Below are 20,539 nucleotides of genomic sequence, written 5' to 3'. Positions count from 1 at the left end.
GGTGATCAGGGTGTGGCAAGTGCCAGTTTGATCGGCTCTACAGCAAAGGTCAGGCCCTTATCACCGTTGTCCGCGACCACAAAACGCAGCGCCCCTTCATTACGGGAAAAATAGCGTGAACCTTTACCTGCGCTGAGCAGGGAATCGAGCTTTTTACGTCCGTCTTCAGGTGATAATCCGGGGGAGAAAAAGCGCAGCAGGGCGGTCATGTAAGCCATGGCCTTTTCCTGAGCATTCTTCTCATCCGGCCCTGGCACCGGTAGCCAGGTTATCTGGAGCGTTTTGATTTTACCGGTGCCTTGCTCCAGCGCCGTAGAAGCATACAGGGTTTCGCTGATTTTACTGGCAGCCCGCGTCAGGTTGCTTTTATCGTCCTGATTATCGATGGCACGATATTCCATCAGCGGCAGGTCAGGATTCGCGGCATTGTACTTTTCACGAAACTGCGCAATGGTCATATCAAAGGTGGGCGCACCGGGTAGTAAATAAGGGGCCGCAGGCAGATGGTCGCTGCGATCCTGCGGGGGTGCGTCTTCCGCCCAGACGGGAAATGTCAGTGCGAGGCTGAGTAGCAACGCGCCTGGCAGATTCTTCATTGCTTCGGTCCTAACCAATAACGTAGCCAACGATTAGAACGGTTTTTACCGGCGAAAGTCAAAACCCCAGCCTGGAAAAAACTCACATTATGCCGCCCATCAGTTACCAGTAATGTTCACTGCTCATATGTCCGGGTTTGCGTTTGAAATGCTTGCGCATGCCGCGGTTATCTTTCAGCAATTGCTGTGTATCGCGCACCATTTGTGGGTTGCCGCACAACATGATGTGGCTGGTATCTGCATCCATCGGTAATCCTACCGCCTGTTCCAGTGCGCCGCTTTCAATCAGCGCAGGGACACGACCATGCAGCGAGCCAGTCATCTCTTCACGGCTGGTCACGGTCTGGATATGCAGCTTCCCCTGATAACGCTGCTGTAATTGCTGCATCAGTGGCAGAAAGCTGAGATCGGCGGCATAGCGCGCGGCATGGACCAGTACGATATTCTCGAAACGCTCCAGCCCGGTGCCCTGTTGCAGAATAGACAAATACGGACCAATGGCGGTGCCGGTGGCCAGCATCCACAATGTCTGGCAATCAGGAATCTCGTCCAGCACAAAAAAGCCTGACGCCTCTTTCGTCACCATCACCTGATCGCCCGGACGCAGTGCCTGTAACCTCGGGCTAAGCTTGCCTTCCGGCACCGTGACCAGATAGAACTCCAGCAGCGAATCATGGGGTGCATTGACGTAGGAATAGGCGCGCTGCACGCGTTCGCCGTCGATTTCCAGCGCCAGTTTGGCAAATTGCCCGGCGATAAAGGGATCGATGGAGGCCTGCACGCGCAAGCTGAACAGGGCATCGGTCCAGTTTTTGACTTCTTTCACTTCGGCATTGACCCACTCAGCCATGTTTACTCCTTATTGTTGATTTTTCAGGCATGTCACTATCTTCGTCAGCCGCCGGGAAGATTTCCAGTCCCTGGGTGGGTAAATGGCTCTCAGCGACAAATGCAGCGCACTTAACTTCAACTGTAGCGGGTGCTTTACAGACTGGTGTCACAGCTTGACGATGTCAGTCCAAATGCTTTGGTCCCACCCCTCGCTTTGTCATCGAATCCTGATATTTTTGCCGCCATTCATGACAGGCAGCATTTTTTATTGCTGCCTTTACTTTATTTCTCAGACAGACATTTTGTTCCATGTTGATATCTAAAACGGAAAATCGCCGCTTACTGTTGATGTTGATCGTGCTGGTGGCCGTCGGGCAGATGGCGCAAACCATCTATGTACCCGCGATGGCGGCCATGGCTGATACTTTTAACGTGCACAGCGGGGCCATACAGCAGGTCATGGCAGGCTATCTGATCACCTATGGCGGATCACAACTGATCTATGGCCCACTCTCCGATAGCATCGGGCGGCGGCCAGTGATCCTTGCGGGGATGACGATCTTTGCCAGCGGCGCTTTGATCGCGTTATTCGCCCCTTCGCTTCATATCCTGGTATTGGGCAGTGCTATCCAGGGGCTGGGTACGGGTGTCGCTGGGGTGATGGCGCGTACCATGCCGCGCGATCTCCATCAGGGGGGGGCGTTGCGTCAGGCCAATAGCCTGCTCAATATGGGCATTCTGGTCAGCCCGCTGCTGGCACCTGTGATCGGTGCGTTACTGACGCCGCTGTTTGGCTGGCATGCCTGCTTTGCCTTTTTGCTGCTGTTATGTCTCGGCGTGACGGCGGCGATGGCGCGCTGGTTGCCAGAAACCAAACCCGCCGAAACGCCGGTAACGCCATTTCTGCGGCGCTACGCCACCTTACTCAGCGATGGCCACTTTGTCCGTTATTTGCTGCTGCTGATTGGCGCGCTGGCGGGGATTGCGGTATTTGAAGCCAGCTGTGGCGTGCTGCTGGGCGGCGTGCTCGGGCTGGATGGTTTTACCGTCAGCATCCTGTTTATCCTGCCGATTCCGGCCGCCTTCTTCGGTGCCTGGTTTGCCGGACGCGAACAAAAATCCTGGCATACGTTGATGTGGTATGGCGTGAACAGCTGCCTGCTGGCGGGATTGATGATGTGGATACCGGCCTGGTTTGGCGTGATGAATATCTGGACGCTACTGGTTCCTGCGGCGCTGTTCTTCTTCGGTGCGGGGATGTTGTTTCCGCTGGCGACGTCCGGCGCGATGGAGCCCTACGCGTGGCTGGCAGGAAGTGCAGGGGCGCTGATTGGCGGCTTACAGAATCTGGGTTCTGGCCTGGTTGCGTGGCTTTCGGCGATGATGCCGCAGCGTGATCAGTTCAGCCTCGGCATGTTGATGTTTGCTACCGCGCTGGTGATGCTGCTGTGCTGGTGGCCGCTCTCACGCCATCCCGAGAGCGGCAAGCAGACGGTTACAGGATAAACGGGTGCAGTGCCGCATCTTTACGATCCAGATAGTGGATCGACTGAATGCGGCGAATGGTGCGCGATTTACCGCGAATCAGCAACGTTTCGCTGGTCGCGATATTCCCTTTACGCGTGATGCCTTTAAGTAAGTCGCCGGTGGTGATGCCAGTGGCAGCAAAAATTACGTTATCGTTGCGCGCCATTTGCTCCAGCGTCAGAACCTTACCCGCTTCAATCCCCATTTCGGCACAGCGTTGTAATTCCTGTTCGCCAAGGCGGCGATTTTCTTCGCTGTCACCTTTCACCTGGTGACGCGGCAGCAGGCGTGCCTGCATGTCGCCATCCAGCGCGCGAATCACCGCCGCAGAAACCACCCCTTCCGGCGCACCGCCAATTCCGTACAACACATCCACTTCGCTGTCTGGCATGCAGGTGAGAATGGATGCCGCGACATCCCCATCGGGAAAGGTAAAGACCCGCACACCCAGTTGCTGTAATTGCGCAATCACCGCATCGTGACGTGGCTTCGCCAGAATGGACACCGTCAGCTGGCTGAGCGATTTGCCCAGTGCCGTCGCGATGTTGTTCAGGTTGGTTTCCAGTGGCAGATTGAGGTCGATAGCGCCGTGTGCCCCTGGCCCGACAATCAATTTTTCCATGTACATATCAGGTGCGTGCAGGAAACTGCCTTTATCGCCCACCGCCAGTACTGCCAGTGCATTGGCCTGGCCTAAGGCGGTCATGCGCGTACCTTCAATCGGATCAACGGCGATATCGACCGCATCGCCCTGGCCGGTCCCCACCTTTTCACCGATGTAGAGCATTGGCGCTTCGTCGATTTCTCCTTCACCGATCACAATCTGACCGTTGATATCGATGGTGTTCAGCATAATACGCATGGCGTTGACGGCAGCACCGTCGGCAGCATTCTTGTCGCCGCGTCCTAACCAGTGATAGCCCGCCAGCGCGGCGGCTTCGGTAACGCGGGAAAATTCAATCGCGAGTTCTCGTTTCATGGTCTGCACCTGACAAAAAACAGGCGGGCAGTGTAGCACAGCGGGGGAAAGCGGCGGGAAAAACCCGCGGCAGGGTGCCGCGGGTTGCAGGGGATTACTCTTCGTGTTCTTCCCAGTTCTGGGCACGAGCGACAGCTTTCTTCCAGCCCGCATAGCGGACGTTACGCTCGGTAGTTTCAATGCTCGGACGGAATTCACGTTCAATTACCGCTTTGGAACGGACTTCTTCCAGGTCATTCCAGAAACCGACTGCCAGACCGGCCAGATACGCTGCACCCAGCGCCGTGACTTCACGCACTTCCGGACGCTCAACGCGTGTACCCAGGATGTCGGACTGGAACTGCATCAGGAAGTTGTTAGCAACGGCACCACCATCCACGCGCAGAGATTGCAGGCGGGTGTTGGCATCATTTTGCATCGCTTCCAGCACATCACGCGTCTGGAAGGCGATCGACTCCAGCGTGGCGCGAATCAGATGATTGCCGTTAACACCACGCGTCAGGCCAAAGATTGCACCACGTGCATACGGGTCCCAATACGGGGCACCGAGGCCGGTGAAGGCGGGCACCATATACACGCCGTTGCTGTCTTTCACTTTCTGCGCGAAGTATTCAGAGTCAGCAGCGTCGCTGAACAGCTTCATCTCGTCACGCAGCCACTGGATGGCCGCACCACCGATGAACACCGCACCTTCCAGTGCATAGTTCACCTCGCCGCGTGGGCCGCAGGCGATGGTGGTCAGCAGACCATGAGTGGAGGTCACCGCTTCAGTACCGGTGTTCATCAGCATAAAGCAGCCAGTACCATAGGTGTTTTTCGCCATACCCGGCTGCACACACAGCTGACCATAAAGCGCTGCCTGCTGGTCACCAGCAATCCCGGCAATCGGAATACGCGTACCGCCTTTACCACCAATGTTGGTCTGGCCGTAGATTTCAGACGAGCCTTTCACTTCCGGCAACATTTCACGCGGAATGTCGAGGATTTCGAGCATACGCTCATCCCACTTCAGCTCGTGAATGTTATACATCATGGTACGTGAGGCGTTGGTGTGGTCGGTAATATGCACACGACCCTGGGTCATTTTCCACACCAGCCAGGTATCCACGGTGCCGAACAGCAGCTCGCCACGTTTGGCACGTTCGCGCGCACCCTCGACGTTATCGAGGATCCACTTCACTTTGGTGCCGGAGAAGTACGGGTTAATCACCAGGCCGGTGGTGTGCTGGATATACTCTTCCAGGCCTTCTTTCTTCAGCTTGTTACAGTAATCCGCAGTACGCGGGTCCTGCCAGACGATGGCGTTATAAACCGGGTTGCCGGTCGCTTTATCCCACACAATGGCGGTTTCACGCTGGTTAGTGATACCAATCGCAGCGATTTCGTCAGAACGGATGTTGGCATGGGCCAGCACTTCAACCAGCGTCGAACTTTGTGATGCCCAAATGTCCATTGGGTCATGTTCTACCCAGCCCGCTTTCGGGTAGATCTGGGTAAATTCACGCTGTGAGACGGCGACGATGTTGGCGTCATGGTCCAGAATCACGGCACGAGAACTGGTTGTGCCCTGGTCGAGCGCGACGATGTATTTTTTATCTGTCGTAGTCATATGATTTTCCTGATGATCTAAAAGTGAAACTTACGCTTTACGCTGCTCAGCGCGTGCGACCTGATTTTCTGTCTTGCTGGCTACCGGAGCGTTAACTGGCAGGTGACGGCCAATCAGTGCGCGGTAACCGAAAGCTCCGAGGCAGGCACCAACCAGCGGGCCAAAAATCGGAACCAGGAAGTAAGGGATATCTTTGCCACCCGTAAAGGCGACGTTACCCCAGCCTGCCAGCCATGCGAAAACCTTCGGACCGAAATCACGAGCCGGGTTCAGGGCGAAGCCAGTGAGCGGACCCATAGAGCCACCGATCACCGCCACCAGCAGACCAATCAACAGCGGAGCCAGCGGACCACGCGGCACCCCGTTGCCATCATCGGTCAGCGCCATGATCAGAGACATCAATACTGCCGTAATCACCATTTCAACCAGGAATGCCTGACCTACACTGATATGGGGATTCGGATAAGTAGAGAAGATACCTGCCAGCTGGAGGCTATCCACGCTACCGCGTACCATCTGATGACTTTGTTCGAAATCGAAGAACAAATTGTAGTAAAGGCCGTAGACCAGCGCCGCCGCACAGAACGCACCTGCAACCTGCGCCACAATGTAAGGCAGCACTTTGCGACCTTCAAAGTTGGCGAACAGGCAAAGCGCTACGGTTACCGCCGGGTTGAGATGAGCACCTGAAACGCCAGCGCTCAGATAAACCGCCATGGAGACAGCTAAACCCCAGATAATACAAATTTCCCATTGGCCGAAGCTGGCTCCGGCAAGTTTCAGTGCAGCAACACAGCCCGCGCCGAAAAAGATAATCAAACCGGTACCAAGAAACTCGGCGATGCACTGACCTGTTAGTGTGTTCGTTGTCTGGCTCATAATGGCATTCCTGAAGCGAGGTTAAATTTTATCAGTTGTTGTTCTCAATCCGTTGAGTCACCCAGCGCTCTTGTAGGGCTGCTGTAAATTTATCGTTAACGAGCATAAACGAGAAATAGCGAAATTGAATTCTGTGTGGTCTGTCATAAAAATGCGCGTTTTCGCGTCTTTTGCGTTTTTTTAAGCGCTATCGTCTCAGTTGTGAATCAGGAATTTCTCACCACTATGGATAAATATGCTCAATGGGTCGCAATTTTTTAGGCATTGACTGAAAAGTGTTACAGACTCCCTTTGCAGGCCTTGCGCCGCTGGACTTGACGGGGTTCGCTACATACAATCGGGACATCGTTGCTGGCCGCGTCATGGACGGGCGCGCGTTGCGTCGGGTCGGCACCATCAACGCCTTGCAAGATTTAGGAGAGGTCAGAAAGATGTCATTTGAAGTGTTCGAAAAACTGGAAGCGAAAGTACAGCAGGCGATTGATACCATCACCCTGCTGCAGATGGAAATCGAAGAGCTGAAAGATCAGAACAATACGCTGAAGAATGAAGTTCAGCAGTCTTCCGGTAACCAGGATGCGCTGGTGCGTGAAAACCAACAGCTGAAAGAAGAACAGCATGTGTGGCAGGATCGGCTGCGCGCCCTGCTGGGAAAAATGGAAGAAGTCTAAGCGTACTTTGAACGCTGACAACAACGGGTGCCGCGGCACCCGTTTTCGTCTCTGGGATTACTCGATATCGAGTGCGTCTTCGGACAGGATGATCCCAGTATTGTCAGCGTAGAGATGGTCGCCGGAAAAGAAGGTCACGCCACCAAAATTGACGCGGACATCGCTCTCGCCAATGCCTTCCCCGGCAGCACCGGCTGGAATGGCTGCAATGGCCTGAATACCAAGCTCCAGCTCCTCCAGTTCGTCAACCTGACGAACCGAGCCGTACACCACAATGCCTTCCCACTCGTTTTGCACTGCCAGACGTGCCAGCTGCGCATCCACCAGTGCACGGCGCACAGAACCACCGCCATCGACCAGTAAAACACGACCACGGCCATTTTCTTCCAGCAGGTCATACAGCAGGCCGTTGTCTTCAAAGCATTTCACTGTGGTTATCTGACCACCGAATGAGGTGCGTCCACCAAAGTTCGAAAAAAGCGGTTCAACAACATTCACTTCTTCATGGTAGATGTCGCAGAGTTCAGATGTATCGTATTTCATAGGGATGTCGTCTGTTTGCCACAGGAGCGGTAAGTATATCGCTATCTGGCAAGTGTTGGCAAAATCATCACCCTATAAAAAAAGCGCTGCATCAATATCCTGCGCAAAAAAATGCCCGGCACAGTGGCCGGGCATTGTTGTTGTGGCAGTGGCTTACAGGATAAAGCGGCTGAGGTCTTCGTCGGCCACCAACTGATCCAGATGCTTGCCGACATACTCCGCGTCGATGATGATTGATTCACCATCAAGATCGCTGGCGGCGTAGGAGATATCTTCCATCAGACGTTCCAGCACCGTATGCAGACGACGTGCACCGATGTTCTCGGTAGTTTCGTTCACCTGCCATGCCGCTTCGGCAATGCGGCGAATACCGTCTTCAGTGAAATCAACGTTCACGCCTTCGGTTGCCATCAGCGCCTTGTACTGCACGGTGACAGAGGCATTTGGCTCAGTCAGGATGCGCTCAAAGTCGTTCACCGTCAGCGCCTGCAGTTCCACACGAATCGGCAGACGACCCTGCAATTCCGGAATCAGGTCAGATGGGCTGGCGACCTGGAATGCACCGGAGGCGATAAACAGGATGTGATCGGTTTTCACCATGCCGTGTTTGGTGGAGACAGTACAACCTTCGACCAGCGGCAGCAGGTCACGCTGTACGCCTTCACGTGAGACATCCGGGCCGGATGACTGGCCGCGTTTACAGATTTTGTCGATCTCATCGATAAACACGATACCGTGTTGCTCAACCGCTTCGATGGCGTCCTGCTTCAGTTCTTCCGGGTTCACCAGCTTGGCAGCTTCTTCTTCAATCAGCAGCTTCATGGCGTCTTTGATTTTCAGCTTGCGCGGCTTCTGCTTCTGTCCACCCAGATTCTGGAACATGGACTGCAGCTGGCTGGTCATCTCTTCCATGCCCGGCGGGGCCATGATTTCCACGCCCATCGGTGCGGCAGCCAGATCGATTTCAATCTCTTTATCATCCAGCTGACCTTCACGCAGTTTTTTGCGGAACGACTGGCGTGCGGCAGAAGGCTCAGCTGGATGTTCTGGCTGGCCCCAGTTATTTTTTGCTGGCGGGATGAGCGCATCGAGAATGCGGTCTTCCGCCATCTCTTCTGCACGGTATTTGTTTTTTTCAATCGCCTGAATGCGCACCATTTTCACGGCCGCATCGGTCAGATCGCGAATGATGGAGTCCACTTCTTTACCGACGTAACCGACCTCGGTGAATTTGGTGGCTTCCACTTTGATGAACGGTGCATGTGCCAGTTTTGCCAGACGACGGGCAATCTCTGTTTTACCGACACCGGTCGGACCGATCATCAGGATGTTTTTCGGGGTGACTTCATGGCGCAGCTCTTCGTCAAGCTGCATACGACGCCAGCGGTTACGCAGCGCAATGGCCACAGCACGTTTCGCGCCATCCTGGCCAATAATAAAGCGATTCAGTTCGCTGACAATCTCGCGGGGAGTCATCTCAGACATGATTCAGATCCTTACGCCTTAGAGGGTAATTCTTCAAAGTTAACATTATGGTTGGTGTAGATGCAGATATCGCCAGCGATATTCAGCGCTTTAGCCACGATATCTTTCGCACCCAAATCGGTATTTTCCAGCAGGGCGCGTGCCGCTGCCTGGGCGTAAGGTCCACCCGAACCGATAGCAATCAGATCATTTTCTGGCTGGATGACATCACCGTTGCCGCTGATGATCAGTGAAGCGGATTCGTCCGCCACCGCCAGCAGGGCTTCGAGGCGACGCAGCATACGATCGGTACGCCAGTCTTTAGCCAGCTCGACAGCCGCTTTCACCAGATGTCCCTGGTGCATTTCCAGCTTGCGTTCGAACAGTTCGAAGAGGGTGAAGGCATCTGCAGTGCCGCCAGCGAAACCGGCGATGACTTTGTCGTTGTAAAGACGACGCACTTTTTTAACGTTGCCTTTCATTACGGTATTGCCGAGAGTAGCCTGGCCATCACCGCCAATCACTACCTGGCCGTTGCGTCGTACACTTACTATTGTTGTCACGGGCAGACCCCTTGTTGCAGTAGATAAAGGACTCCGCGCAGCTGGCGCGGAGTATCATGCAAACTGATATGGGGTAGTAATCAGGAGTTTCAACCCCGATTTACCCGCATATTCCAGGGCTCTCGGGGGAACTCAGATTATTCAGGGGATAGCGAGGGGAATACAGCTTCCGTGGCCGGAGCTGTGCAGGCGTTTCACCGTGCTGTCGGCGCTGCTGCGATCCTTGAAGGGGCCAATGACCACACGATTCCAGCCGCCACCGGTGGTGATACGGCTTTCAAAGCCTTCGAAGGCCAACGCCGCGCGTGCGGACTCCGCCTGGTCAGTTCCCTTAAACGAACCACACTGCACCATCCAGCGCTGTGACGGTGCCTTCTCAACTGGCTTCGCTTTCACGGTTTCCTGTGGCCGGGTCTGCTGCTCTGGCTCACGTGTAATGGGAGCTGGCTGCTGCATCTGCTGATGTTGTGGCTGCTGTTGCTGGACCTGCTGTTGACGCTGCACCTGCTGTTGCTGCACCTGCTGCTGGCGCTGCAATTGTTGTTGCTGCTGCTGACGTTGCAGGGTTTGCTGGCGCTGTGCTGGAGTTTGTTCATTCCACGGCACTTCATTCAGCTGGGTCGGCTGCTGGCGCATATCCGCCTGCATCTGTTCCAGTAGCTGGCGCTGCTCATCGGTCAGTTGCGTTTGCGACTGAATGCCACCACCGGCAGAAGGTTCCGTGGGGGTGGGCACGGTCAGCTGGCGGTTTTCCAGCTCTTTGATGTACTTCCAGCGCTCTTCCGGTTTCGGCGGCAGCCCATTGCCGGCCGCTTTGTGATCCGGCATCACTGGCGTCTCTTCTTTCTTATGATGGGAGATGAACCATAAGCCACCGGCAAAGGTGACCAGTACGGCCGCAGCCAGTACGATCATCAGTTTGGAGGTGCCAGAACCGCCTTTGCTTTTCTTGCTGCGGCCTGTGCTTTTTTTGCGACGCGTCCCTGTTGAACGCCCGCGGCCTACGTAATCTCTTTGTGCCACTCTCGTTCTGATACCCTTCAAAAAAAATGCGGGCCTGTAAATATGCTGTTAATAGCCCGGCAAGGAATTCGCCATGTTACTCAAGGGCCGGAAGTTTGACCAGCGGAGTCTGCCTTCAGAATCCGCTGAAAATGCGGTGTAAAGGTGGTCATTTTTCACGTTTTGCAGCGGGGGCCGTGCTTCCACGCACGCGTAATTCCGCATCCAGCAGGCGTGAGCCATTGTTGACGCGTTTCCCCTGCAACTCATCCAGCAGCAGTAGCATCGCCTCCCGACCGATATCAAACCGTGGCTGGGCGACGGTGGTCAGCGGCGGATCGTAATATTGCGCCAGTTCGATGTCATCGAAACCTACCACCGAAAGGTCCTGCGGAATACGCATACCCAGCTTGCGTGCCTGATTCATGGCCCCCAGCGCCATCAGGTCGCTATGACAAAACAACGCTTTCGGTGGATTGGGCAGGCTCATCAGTTGCTTTAACGCGTTGGCTCCGGCTTCGAAGGTAAAATCGCCATGCACAATCAGCGTGGGATCGACCGGCAAGCTGCTACGGCGCAGCGCCTGAATGTAGCCCTGCAAACGATACTGGCACAGTGGAATATGTTCAGGGCCGGTAATACAGGCGATCTGACGATGACCGAGTTGCAGCAAATGGTTCACTGCTTCAAAAGCGGCGGTCAGGTTATCGATATGTACCGTGGGGAGCGCCATTTCCGGTGCGAATTCGTTACCCATCACCATCGGTGGCAGGTTGCGCTGATCTTCCACGCCAGCCTCAAAGGGCAGCTGCGAACCGAGCAGCACCATGCCGTCGATCTGGCGTGTCAGCATCAGATTGAGAAAGGTTTTTTCCTGCTGATTCTGATGCGCGCAATCGCCAATCAACACCAGATAACCTTCCTGGGCGGCGGTCACTTCCACGCCACGGATGATTTCGCTGAAAAAAGGATCACAGATGTCGGGCACAATCACCAGGATGGTTTGCGTCTCGCCACGTTTGGCATTGCGAGCCAGGCCATGGGGGGAGTAACCGACGGCAATCACTGCCTGTTCCACTTTCTGCCGGGTGGCAGCCGAGACTTTTTCCGGATTCATCAGCGCACGAGAAACCGTGGCGGTCGAAACGCCAGCTTTCTCTGCCACATCTTTCATCGTGGCGGCGGATGAGGGTTGCTTCTGGTCCAACGTTTACTCCTGACGCAGTTCGGCGTGTTGAATTTCTGTCGAAAGCCGGGCATCTGCCGGGTCGGCACTATTGTTAACCGAACCCCGGGCGGTGTTGTTACTTAATTTGCATAAAAATTGTGACTTGTGCGACTTTTTTCGATCCGGCTCGCAGATGTGGCGCACGTTAGCTCTCGGTCGGGTCGATATCCAGCGTCCATTTGACCTTACGTGAAGCGGGTAGCGTGGCAACCAGAGTCAGCGAGCTGCTGAGCAATTGTTGCAGACGTTTGCGCGATGGATGTTGCAGCAGCAGCTGCCAACGCCAGCGCCCGCTGCGCTTGGGTTGCAGCGCCGGAACTGGCCCCATCAGCCATAACGACTGATCTTTCAGCGGGCTGGCCTCCAGTAAGTTTCTTAACTGGCTGAGAAATTCGGCTGCCTGCTGATTATCCATATCTTCCGCGCGAAACAGCGCGTGACTGGTCCACGGCGGTAGATGTACCGACTGACGCTCCAGCAGCGCCTGCTCGGCAAATGCGAAATAACCGCGATGCAGCAAGGTTTGCAGCAATGGATGTTCGGGGTGGTGAGTCTGCAACAACACTTCGCCTTGCTTGCCCGCACGGCCCGCGCGCCCTGCGACCTGAGTATAGAGCTGGGCGAAACGCTCGGCGGCACGGAAATCGGCCGAAAACAACGCGCCATCGACATCTAATAATGAAACCAGGGTGACGTCGGGGAAATGGTGACCTTTTGCCAGCATCTGCGTCCCCACCAGAATGCGCGCCCCGCCGCGATGGACATCCGCCAGATGCTGCTCCAGCGCGCCTTTGCGGCTGGTGGTATCGCGGTCGATACGTGAGACCGGCACGCCAGGGAAAAGGGTGCCGAGCTGTTGCTCCAGCTGTTCCGTGCCGACACCGACCGGCATCAGGTGGGTAGAACCACATTGCGGACACTGATGGGGCAAAGGGCGCTGGCTATCGCAATGATGGCAGCGCAGCTGACGGTGATGCTGGTGCAGGGTGTAATAACGATCGCAGCGCTGGCACTCGGCCAGCCAACCGCAGTCATGGCACATCAGAGCAGGCGAAAAACCGCGTCGATTCAGGAACAGCAGTACCTGGTTATTCGCCTGTAAATGCTGACGCATTTTGCCCAGCAGCGCCGGTGCCAGCCCTCCTTTCAACTGTTGTCCTTTGAGATCAACTAATTGCTGCAATGCCGGTTTGGCATTACCGGCGCGTTTGGTGAGATTGAGCTGGCGATATTTGCCATTGCGCACATTGTGCAGCGTTTCCAGTGCCGGCGTGGCGGAACCCATGACAATCGGAATATCTTCCTCATGGGCGCGAAACACCGCCAGATCGCGCGCCTGATAACGCCAGCCTTCCTGCTGTTTGTAGGAGCTGTCGTGTTCTTCATCAATAATGATCACGCCGGGACGCGCCAGCGGGGTAAACAGCGCCGAACGGGTACCAATCACAATCGCGGTTTCGCCACTGCGCGCCCGCAGCCAGACCGCGAGGCGTTCGCTGTCATTGAGGGCTGAATGCAGCACATCTATCGGTGCATGGAAGCGTTCACGAAAGCGGGCAATGGTTTGTGGCGTCAGACCGATTTCCGGCACCAGTACCAGCGCCTGTTTTCCTCGCGCCAGCACATTTTCCAGCACGCTGAGATAGACCTCGGTTTTGCCCGAACCGGTGATACCGGCCAGCAGCCAGGCGGCGTAGCGATCGTCTTCGCTGCGAATGGCACCCACCGCCATCGCCTGATCGGTATTAAGGCGTAGCCTCTCACCCTTAACAGCGAACGTGTCGCGCCAGTCATGTACCTGCGCAGCGTGTTCACGCAAATCGCACAAGCCTTTGGCGCGTAACGCCTGTAAAGCGGCATCGGTGAGATCATGGTCGCTGACCTGATGACGATAAAGTGGCTGCTGTCGCAGTGCGGCCAGCGCCTGCTGCTGCTTGCGTGCGCGCTTCAGGCTTTCTAACGCCACTTCGCGTCCGGCATCATTAATCACCCATTGCCACAGCGGTGCTTCCTGGGCAGGCTTGCCCTGGCGCAACAACACCGGTATGGCATGGTTCAGCACTTCACCCAGCGGTGAATGATAATACTGCGCCGCCCACTGTAAAATGCGCCACAGTGCGGGAGAGTAGAGGCTGCTACTATCGAGTATCTCATCAATCTGCTTCAGCTGTGTCAGCGGCAAATCGCTGGTTTCACGCACTCCGACGACGATGCCCACCATTTTACGGTTGCCGAACGGCACGCTGACGCGCACGCCTGCAACCGGCTGCGGTGCATCGGCAGGCAGCAGGTAGTCAAACAGGCGAGGCAGCGGGACGGGCAGGGCAACCTGAACAACGGGCATGACAATCTCTATCCGGTTCTGTAATAAGGAGAAGTAGTGTACACGCTGGCGCGGCAAGCGGATATCTTGCCAAAAGCGGTCATTTTCTGTATACTGCGCGCCGCCTTTGATGAGAAACGCTCGTCAAAGCATACACATATTGTTCAACCGCGTGTGGTGCTGTGCAGGTTTAACCTGGCACGGAGAGCGACACGGCCTTTTATGAGGTTCTCCCATGAAACAAGGTATTCACCCGAAATACGAAGCAGTGACCATCACTTGCTCTTGCGGTAACGTGATCCACACTCGCTCTACCATGAGCCACGACCTGAACCTGGACGTGTGCGGCAACTGCCACCCTTTCTACACTGGTAAGCAGCGTGTTGTTGACACCGGTGGCCGTGTTGATCGCTTCAACAAGCGTTTCAGCCTGCCGACCAGCAAGAAATAAGATTATTTGTCGTCGGCTCTTACGGGAGTCGGCTACAAGAAAAAACCCAGCTTCGGCTGGGTTTTTTTGTTTCTGGCTTCAGTATTCCCAGGTATCGGGATTGATGCCCATCTCACGCATGATCTTTTTCGCTTCTTCCGGGATCTCATCACTACGTTCTTTACGCAGATCAACGTCGTCCGGCAGAGGCTGGCCGGTGAAAGCATGCAGGAAGGCTTCGCACAGCAGCTCACTGTTAGTGGCATGACGCAGGTTGTTCACCTGACGGCGGGTACGCTCATCCGTCAAAATCTTCAGCACTTTCAGCGGGATAGAAACCGTAATCTTTTTGACCTGCTCGCTCTTCTTACCGTGCTCAGCGTAAGGGCTGATATATTCGCCGTTCCATTCAGCCATGGGTTACCTTAATCAATAAAAGTGGAAAGTGGGGAAATCCGTTGATTATGCCCGATTTTTTGGTGCCTGACCCCTTAAAATGCAGGTTTTATGCTTAAACATCACTTTCCCGAGGAAAGTGCGTTTTGAACACCAGGCGATGACGCGTAATTTTAGCGGGTATTGATGCTTTGCTCAATCTATACGCAAAGACATTTAGATGTCCAGATGTATTGACGTCCATTCTTGGAATGCTATCCTGTGGCCTCTTCTTTTTACTCTTCAGGAACAGTAAGCACCATGACGCGTAAACAGGCAACCATCGCAGTGCGCAGCGGTTTGAATGATGACGAGCAATATGGCTGCGTTGTCCCGCCGATTCACCTCTCCAGCACCTATAACTTTCTCGACTTCAATGAGCCTCGCGCTCACGATTATTCCCGCCGCGGTAATCCAACGCGTGATGTGGTGCAGCGTGCGTTGGCAGAGCTGGAAGGTGGCGCAGGCGCGGTATTAACCAATACCGGCATGTCCGCGATTCATCTGGTGACCACGGTGTTCCTGAAGCCGGGCGACTTGCTGGTGGCTCCGCATGACTGCTACGGCGGCAGCTATCGTCTGTTCGACAGCCTGAGCAAACGCGGCGCGTACCGGGTGAAATTTGTCGATCAGGGCGATAAAGCGGCATTGCAGGCTGCACTGGCGGAGAAACCAAAACTGGTGCTGGTCGAAAGCCCAAGCAATCCTTTATTACGCGTGGTGGATATTGCCGCGATTTGTCAGGCTGCGCGTGAGGCCGGTGCCATCAGCGTAGTGGATAACACCTTCCTCAGCCCGGCACTGCAAAACCCGCTGGCGCTGGGGGCTGATCTGGTGCTGCATTCCTGTACCAAATACCTCAATGGTCACTCCGATGTGGTAGCGGGTGTGGTGATTGCTAAAGATCCGGCGCTGGTGACTGAGCTCGCCTGGTGGGCCAATAATATCGGCGTAACCGGTGCTGCTTTTGATAGTTACCTGCTGCTGCGCGGCCTGCGTACCCTGGCACCGCGTATGGCGGCGGCACAGCGTAATGCACTGGCCATTGTTGATTACCTAAAGCAACAACCGCTGGTAAAAAAACTGTATCATCCCTCCCTGCCGGAAAATGCCGGTCACGAGTATGCGGTACGTCAACAGCGCGGTTTTGGTGCCATGTTAAGTTTCGAACTGGACGCCGACGAAAACCGGTTGCGCCGTTTTCTGAAGGCGTTACAGCTGTTTACGCTGGCGGAGTCGCTGGGCGGTGTTGAGAGCCTGATTTCGCATACCGCGACCATGACGCATGCCGGCATGTCTGCCGAAGCGCGCGCAGCAGCGGGAATTTCTGAAACGTTGCTCCGCATTTCTGTCGGAATTGAAGATCACGAAGATTTAATCGCCGATCTGGATAATGCATTCAGGATCGCAGCCGAGGGGTAACCATGACGATTTCAGCAGGCGCGGGAACGCCGACCAGTAAGCAGTTGCATAAATTTGGTGGCAGTAGCCTGGCCGATGCGCGTTGCTATCAGCGCGTAGCCACTATTATGGCGGATTACAGCCAGCCGGGCGATATGATGGTGGTCTCTGCCGCAGGCAGCACCACCAACCAGCTGATTAGCTGGCTCAAGCTGAGCCAAAGCGATCGGTTGTCTGCGCATCAGGTGCAACAGGCGTTACGGCGTTTCCACAGTGAGCTGATTGCTGCGCTGCTGCCTGCTGAAACCGCAGAAACCCTCACCACCACCTTTATCCGCGATCTGGAAAAACTGGCGGCACTGCTGGATGGCACCATTACTGATGCGGTTTACGCCGAAGTGGTCGGGCATGGTGAGATCTGGTCGGCACGTCTGATGGCGGCGGTGTTGAGCCAGCGTGATATTGAAGCGGTTTGGCTCGATGCACGCGATTTCCTGCGCGCCGAACGTGCTGCACAGCCACAGGTTGATGAAGGAAAATCCTGGCCGCTGTTACAGGCGCTGCTGACGCAGCATCCGCATAAGCGCCTGGTGGTGACCGGATTTATCAGCCGTAATGAGGCGGGTGAAACCGTTTTGCTGGGCCGTAACGGTTCTGACTATTCTGCCACGCAGATTGGTGCGCTGGCCGGTGTCGGACGCGTGACTATCTGGAGCGACGTCGCCGGGGTTTATAGTGCGGACCCGCGTAAAGTCTCCGATGCCTGTCTGCTGCCGTTACTGCGTCTGGATGAAGCCAGCGAGCTGGCACGTCTTGCTGCGCCGGTGCTGCATACCCGCACCCTGCAACCAGTATCGAACAGCGATATCGATCTGCAACTGCGCTGCAGTTATCAGCCGGAGCAGGGCTCCACGCGTATTGAGCGCGTACTGGCTTCGGGCACCGGGGCACGTATTGTCACCAGTCACGATGATGTCTGCCTGATTGAGATTCAAATCCCTGACAGCCACGACTTCGGCATTCTCAACAAAGAGATTGACCTGCTGCTCAAGCGCGCTCAGCTGCGACCGCTGGCGGTTGGGACACACCCGGATCGCCAGCTTCTGCAGTTGTGCTACACCTCAGAAGTGGTGAATAGCGCCTTTAACCTGTTGCAGGACGCCGCATTGCCGGGTCATCTGCAACTGCGAGATGGTTTAGCACTGGTGGCGCTGGTAGGGGCAGGCGTGACGCGCAACCCGCTGCACAGCCACCGTTTCTGGCAACAAATCAAAGACCAGCCAGTCGAATTTGTCTGGCAGTCTGAGGATCACATCAGCATCGTAGCGGTGCTGCGTGTCGGTCCGACTCAGCATTTGATTCAGGGGCTGCATCAGTCGCTGTTTCGTGCAGAAAAACGTATTGGCCTGATGTTGTTCGGTAAAGGCAACATTGGTTCACGCTGGCTGGAGCTGTTCGCACGCGAGCAGGAGACGTTGTCGGCGCGCACCGGGTTTGAGTTCATTCTGGCAGGTGTGGCGGACAGCCGCCGTAGCCTGCTGAGCTATGACGGACTTGAGGCCAGCCGTGCACTGGCGTTCTTTGATGATGAAGCCGAGGAGCGCGATGAAGAGTCGCTGTTCCTGTGGATGCGTGCGCACCCGTTCGATGATTTGGTGGTGCTGGATGTCACCGCCAGTGAGCCGCTCGCGCAGCAGTATCTGGATTTCGCCAGCCACGGTTTTCATGTCATCAGCGCTAACAAGGTGGCTGGCGCGTCGAATAGTCAGAGCTGGCGGCAGATTCGCGATGCCTTTACCAAAACCGGTCGCCATTGGTTGTACAACGCCACCGTGGGTGCGGGCCTGCCGGTTAACCATACGGTGCGTGATTTGCGGGAGAGCGGGGATTCGATCCTGGCCATCAGCGGAATTTTTTCCGGTACGCTCTCGTGGCTGTTCCTGCAATTTGATGGCACGGTGCCGTTCACCGAATTGGTGGATCAGGCATGGCAGCAGGGGCTGACAGAGCCTGATCCGCGGGTTGACCTTTCGGGCCAGGACGTGATGCGTAAGCTGGTGATTCTGGCGCGAGAAGCGGGCTACAACATCGAGCCGGATCAGGTGCGGGTGGAGTCGCTGGTGCCCTCCAGCTGTAAAGGTGAATCGATCGACCACTTCTTTGAAAACGCAGAGGAACTGAATGATCAGATGCTCCAGCGGCTGGAAGCGGCACAGGAGATGGGGCTGGTGCTGCGCTACGTGGCGCGCTTCGATGCCAATGGTAAGGCTCGCGTGGGTGTGGAAGCGGTGCGCCCTGAGCATCCGCTGGCGGCGTTGCTGCCATGCGACAATGTGTTCGCTATCGAAAGCCGCTGGTATCGTGACAACCCGTTGGTGATCCGCGGGCCAGGGGCCGGACGTGATGTCACCGCCGGGGCGATTCAGTCGGATATCAATCGCCTCGCGCAGCTGCTGTAATCTGTCTTCCCAGCAGACGACTCCCTGTCGTCTGCTTTTTTCATCTTCCCGCCCTCGATCATGAAACTCTTTCATGTTGGTTGAATATTTGTCACTCCTGTTCATTAATTTTCAGTTGACGCTACGCTGCGGATCGTTCATTTTGTGCATCTGGACGTCTAAACGTATGGATGTTCGCAGGCCGCAAATAATCGATGTGTGAAGATGAGGTAACAGGATGAGTTTCTTTCATGCCAATCAGCGCGAAGCGCTGAATCAAAGCCTGGCTGAGTTGAACGGGCAAATTAATGTCTCCTTTGAGTTTTTCCCGCCCGGGACCCCCGAAATGGAAGAAACCCTGTGGAACTCTATCGACCGCCTCAGCAGCCTGAAGCCGAAATTTGTCTCGGTCACCTATGGTGCGAATTCCGGCGAGCGTGACCGTACCCATAGCATCATCAAAGGCATTAAAGAGCGTACCGGCCTGGAAGCCGCCCCACATCTGACCTGCATTGACGCGACCCGCGATGAACTGCGCACTATCGCTCGCGATTACTGGGATAGCGGCATTCGTCATATTGTGGCGCTGCGTGGCGATTTACCGCCGGGTGCGGGCAAGCCGGAGATGTACGGTTCTGACCTGGTTGAGCTGCTGAAAGAAGTGGGCGATTTCGATATCTCCGTGGCGGCTTATCCGGAAGTCCACCCGGAGGCCAAAAGCGCGCAGGCAGACCTGATCAACCTGAAGCGTAAGATTGATGCCGGTGCTAACCGCGCCATTACCCAGTTCTTCTTTGATGTCGAAAGCTATCTGCGCTTCCGCGATCGTTGTGTGGCGACCGGTATTGATGTGGAAATCGTGCCGGGTATTCTGCCGGTGTCTAATTTCAAACAGTTGCAGCGCTTTGCCACCATGACCAACGTACGTGTTCCTGGCTGGATGAATGCGATGTTTGCCGGTCTGGATGATGATCCGGAAACCCGCAAGATGGTGGGTGCCAATATCGCGATGGATATGGTGAAGATTCTGTCGCGGGAAGGGGTGAAAGATTTTCACTTCTACACCCTGAACCGTGCCGAAATGAGTTACGCGATTTGCCACACGCTGGGTGTGCGTCCGGGAATTGCAGTCTGATATAACATATTGTATGAAAGAAAGGGCTACGGCCCTTTTTTATATGGATAAAATCCGTTATCCACCTTTTATCATTGATGCCGGACTGATGAAAAATCAGGTGAACACTTATTTTATTAAGATAATCACCCCTGCGCCTCACGTAATTACTCTTCAGAAACATTCTTAATCCATCATTAAAAAATAAGCCATAAAATTCATCTGACGTAATTCAGTTGATGATTAATTTATGATTTCATTTTTATCCTCCTTCATTGTTGAAAATCGAACGCTTATTGTAAAAGCTAGTTAATTTAAAATCAGGAGGCGATAGTCTGGAAATAAATGGCGATAGCTGTGTTTATTATTACTTATTAAAAATAAATGATAATTGTTAGTGAGGATTTAATTTTGACTTTGACCAGAGTTCCAACTTGCACTTGCGTACCAAGCCTATACCTTAATGATATTGATCATACTAAAAGCCAGTCAATATTTATTAAAAA

General features: G+C 54.9%; 18 protein-coding genes. 6 read left to right on the top strand and 12 right to left on the bottom strand.

Annotated features, from left to right (window positions below; translation table 11 throughout):
- Window positions 1–5: 5 nt before the first annotated feature.
- Entirely contained in the window at window positions 6–596 is a 591-nt protein-coding gene (locus HA50_RS20160; protein ID WP_084877890.1) for a YiiQ family protein, read from the bottom strand.
- A 103-nt stretch (window positions 597–699) separates the two neighbouring features.
- Window positions 700–1,446, bottom strand: coding sequence for a ferredoxin--NADP(+) reductase (fpr, locus tag HA50_RS20155; RefSeq protein WP_084877887.1), 747 nt, complete (start codon window positions 1,444–1,446; stop codon window positions 700–702).
- Window positions 1,447–1,736: 290 nt separating this feature from the next.
- Here fpr and emrD point away from each other — a divergent pair, with 290 nt between their 5' ends.
- Entirely contained in the window at window positions 1,737–2,933 is a 1,197-nt protein-coding gene (gene emrD / locus HA50_RS20150; RefSeq protein WP_084877884.1) for a multidrug efflux MFS transporter EmrD, read from the top strand.
- Here emrD and glpX read toward each other — a convergent pair.
- The 3 genes from glpX to HA50_RS20135 all read right to left on the bottom strand — a co-directional run bounded on the left by glpX (window position 2,923) and on the right by HA50_RS20135 (window position 6,421).
- A complete protein-coding gene (gene glpX / locus HA50_RS20145; protein WP_084877881.1) occupies window positions 2,923–3,933 on the bottom strand; it encodes a class II fructose-bisphosphatase in 1,011 nt (336 codons plus the stop codon). The genes emrD and glpX overlap by 11 nt on opposite strands.
- A 94-nt stretch (window positions 3,934–4,027) precedes the next feature.
- Window positions 4,028–5,542: a glycerol kinase GlpK gene (glpK, locus tag HA50_RS20140; RefSeq protein WP_084877878.1), complete on the bottom strand. Its 1,515-nt coding sequence runs from the start codon at window positions 5,540–5,542 to the stop codon at window positions 4,028–4,030.
- Between the two features lie 30 nt (window positions 5,543–5,572).
- Window positions 5,573–6,421, bottom strand: a complete 849-nt coding sequence (locus HA50_RS20135) for an MIP/aquaporin family protein (RefSeq protein ID WP_084877876.1) — start codon at window positions 6,419–6,421, stop codon at window positions 5,573–5,575.
- A 431-nt stretch (window positions 6,422–6,852) separates the two neighbouring features.
- Here HA50_RS20135 and zapB point away from each other — a divergent pair, with 431 nt between their 5' ends.
- On the top strand, window positions 6,853–7,092 hold the full coding sequence (gene zapB, locus HA50_RS20130) for a cell division protein ZapB (RefSeq protein WP_084877873.1): 240 nt from the start codon (window positions 6,853–6,855) through the stop codon (window positions 7,090–7,092).
- A 57-nt stretch (window positions 7,093–7,149) separates the two neighbouring features.
- Here zapB and rraA read toward each other — a convergent pair whose 3' ends face one another.
- The 6 genes from rraA to priA form a co-directional block, all read right to left on the bottom strand.
- Window positions 7,150–7,635, bottom strand: a complete 486-nt coding sequence (gene rraA / locus HA50_RS20125; protein ID WP_084877871.1) for a ribonuclease E activity regulator RraA — start codon at window positions 7,633–7,635, stop codon at window positions 7,150–7,152.
- A 153-nt stretch (window positions 7,636–7,788) separates the two neighbouring features.
- Window positions 7,789–9,120, bottom strand: a complete 1,332-nt coding sequence (gene hslU / locus HA50_RS20120; RefSeq protein ID WP_084877868.1) for an HslU--HslV peptidase ATPase subunit — start codon at window positions 9,118–9,120, stop codon at window positions 7,789–7,791.
- A gap of 11 nt (window positions 9,121–9,131) precedes the next feature.
- Window positions 9,132–9,662, bottom strand: a complete 531-nt coding sequence (gene hslV / locus HA50_RS20115; RefSeq protein ID WP_084877866.1) for an ATP-dependent protease subunit HslV — start codon at window positions 9,660–9,662, stop codon at window positions 9,132–9,134.
- Between the two features lie 141 nt (window positions 9,663–9,803).
- Entirely contained in the window at window positions 9,804–10,685 is an 882-nt protein-coding gene (gene ftsN, locus HA50_RS20110; RefSeq protein ID WP_084877863.1) for a cell division protein FtsN, read from the bottom strand.
- A gap of 148 nt (window positions 10,686–10,833) precedes the next feature.
- Window positions 10,834–11,871: a DNA-binding transcriptional regulator CytR gene (cytR, locus tag HA50_RS20105; RefSeq protein ID WP_084877861.1), complete on the bottom strand. Its 1,038-nt coding sequence runs from the start codon at window positions 11,869–11,871 to the stop codon at window positions 10,834–10,836.
- A gap of 166 nt (window positions 11,872–12,037) precedes the next feature.
- Window positions 12,038–14,236 (bottom strand): primosomal protein N', encoded by a 2,199-nt coding sequence (gene priA / locus HA50_RS20100; protein ID WP_084877859.1) that lies wholly within the window; start codon window positions 14,234–14,236, stop codon window positions 12,038–12,040.
- A gap of 214 nt (window positions 14,237–14,450) precedes the next feature.
- On the opposite strand from priA, the gene rpmE reads away from it, so the two are divergent.
- Entirely contained in the window at window positions 14,451–14,666 is a 216-nt protein-coding gene (gene rpmE / locus HA50_RS20095) for a 50S ribosomal protein L31 (RefSeq protein WP_084877857.1), read from the top strand.
- Window positions 14,667–14,744: 78 nt separating this feature from the next.
- Here the strand turns inward: rpmE and metJ are convergent, their stop codons facing one another.
- On the bottom strand, window positions 14,745–15,062 hold the full coding sequence (gene metJ / locus HA50_RS20090) for a met regulon transcriptional regulator MetJ (protein ID WP_013510984.1): 318 nt from the start codon (window positions 15,060–15,062) through the stop codon (window positions 14,745–14,747).
- Between the two features lie 279 nt (window positions 15,063–15,341).
- On the opposite strand from metJ, the gene metB reads away from it, so the two are divergent.
- From metB to metF, 3 genes are all read left to right on the top strand, one after another.
- Entirely contained in the window at window positions 15,342–16,502 is a 1,161-nt protein-coding gene (gene metB / locus HA50_RS20085) for a cystathionine gamma-synthase (RefSeq protein ID WP_084877855.1), read from the top strand.
- A 2-nt stretch (window positions 16,503–16,504) separates the two neighbouring features.
- Window positions 16,505–18,940: a bifunctional aspartate kinase/homoserine dehydrogenase II gene (locus HA50_RS20080; protein ID WP_084877852.1), complete on the top strand. Its 2,436-nt coding sequence runs from the start codon at window positions 16,505–16,507 to the stop codon at window positions 18,938–18,940.
- A gap of 217 nt (window positions 18,941–19,157) precedes the next feature.
- Window positions 19,158–20,054: a methylenetetrahydrofolate reductase gene (gene metF / locus HA50_RS20075; RefSeq protein ID WP_084877850.1), complete on the top strand. Its 897-nt coding sequence runs from the start codon at window positions 19,158–19,160 to the stop codon at window positions 20,052–20,054.
- Window positions 20,055–20,539 lie beyond the last annotated feature (485 nt).

Origin of the sequence: Pantoea cypripedii, from assembly GCF_002095535.1 — a bacterium.
GTDB classification, from domain to species: domain Bacteria; phylum Pseudomonadota; class Gammaproteobacteria; order Enterobacterales; family Enterobacteriaceae; genus Pantoea; species Pantoea cypripedii.
This window is presented reverse-complemented; position numbering and strand designations above follow the sequence as displayed.

What these genes read in the sequence shown, in the direction of transcription:
- fpr (WP_084877887.1), bottom strand. Translation starts at nt 1,446, where the DNA reads ATGGCTGAGTGGGTCAATGCCGAAGTGAAAGAAGTCAAAAACTGGACC.
- rpmE (WP_084877857.1), top strand. Translation starts at nt 14,451, where the DNA reads ATGAAACAAGGTATTCACCCGAAATACGAAGCAGTGACCATCACTTGC.
- priA (WP_084877859.1), bottom strand. Translation starts at nt 14,236, where the DNA reads ATGCCCGTTGTTCAGGTTGCCCTGCCCGTCCCGCTGCCTCGCCTGTTT.
- metB (WP_084877855.1), top strand. Translation starts at nt 15,342, where the DNA reads ATGACGCGTAAACAGGCAACCATCGCAGTGCGCAGCGGTTTGAATGAT.
- metJ (WP_013510984.1), bottom strand. Translation starts at nt 15,062, where the DNA reads ATGGCTGAATGGAACGGCGAATATATCAGCCCTTACGCTGAGCACGGT.
- hslU (WP_084877868.1), bottom strand. Translation starts at nt 9,120, where the DNA reads ATGTCTGAGATGACTCCCCGCGAGATTGTCAGCGAACTGAATCGCTTT.
- HA50_RS20080 (WP_084877852.1), top strand. Translation starts at nt 16,505, where the DNA reads ATGACGATTTCAGCAGGCGCGGGAACGCCGACCAGTAAGCAGTTGCAT.
- zapB (WP_084877873.1), top strand. Translation starts at nt 6,853, where the DNA reads ATGTCATTTGAAGTGTTCGAAAAACTGGAAGCGAAAGTACAGCAGGCG.
- metF (WP_084877850.1), top strand. Translation starts at nt 19,158, where the DNA reads ATGAGTTTCTTTCATGCCAATCAGCGCGAAGCGCTGAATCAAAGCCTG.
- glpX (WP_084877881.1), bottom strand. Translation starts at nt 3,933, where the DNA reads ATGAAACGAGAACTCGCGATTGAATTTTCCCGCGTTACCGAAGCCGCC.
- glpK (WP_084877878.1), bottom strand. Translation starts at nt 5,542, where the DNA reads ATGACTACGACAGATAAAAAATACATCGTCGCGCTCGACCAGGGCACA.
- rraA (WP_084877871.1), bottom strand. Translation starts at nt 7,635, where the DNA reads ATGAAATACGATACATCTGAACTCTGCGACATCTACCATGAAGAAGTG.
- emrD (WP_084877884.1), top strand. Translation starts at nt 1,737, where the DNA reads ATGTTGATATCTAAAACGGAAAATCGCCGCTTACTGTTGATGTTGATC.
- HA50_RS20160 (WP_084877890.1), bottom strand. Translation starts at nt 596, where the DNA reads ATGAAGAATCTGCCAGGCGCGTTGCTACTCAGCCTCGCACTGACATTT.
- HA50_RS20135 (WP_084877876.1), bottom strand. Translation starts at nt 6,421, where the DNA reads ATGAGCCAGACAACGAACACACTAACAGGTCAGTGCATCGCCGAGTTT.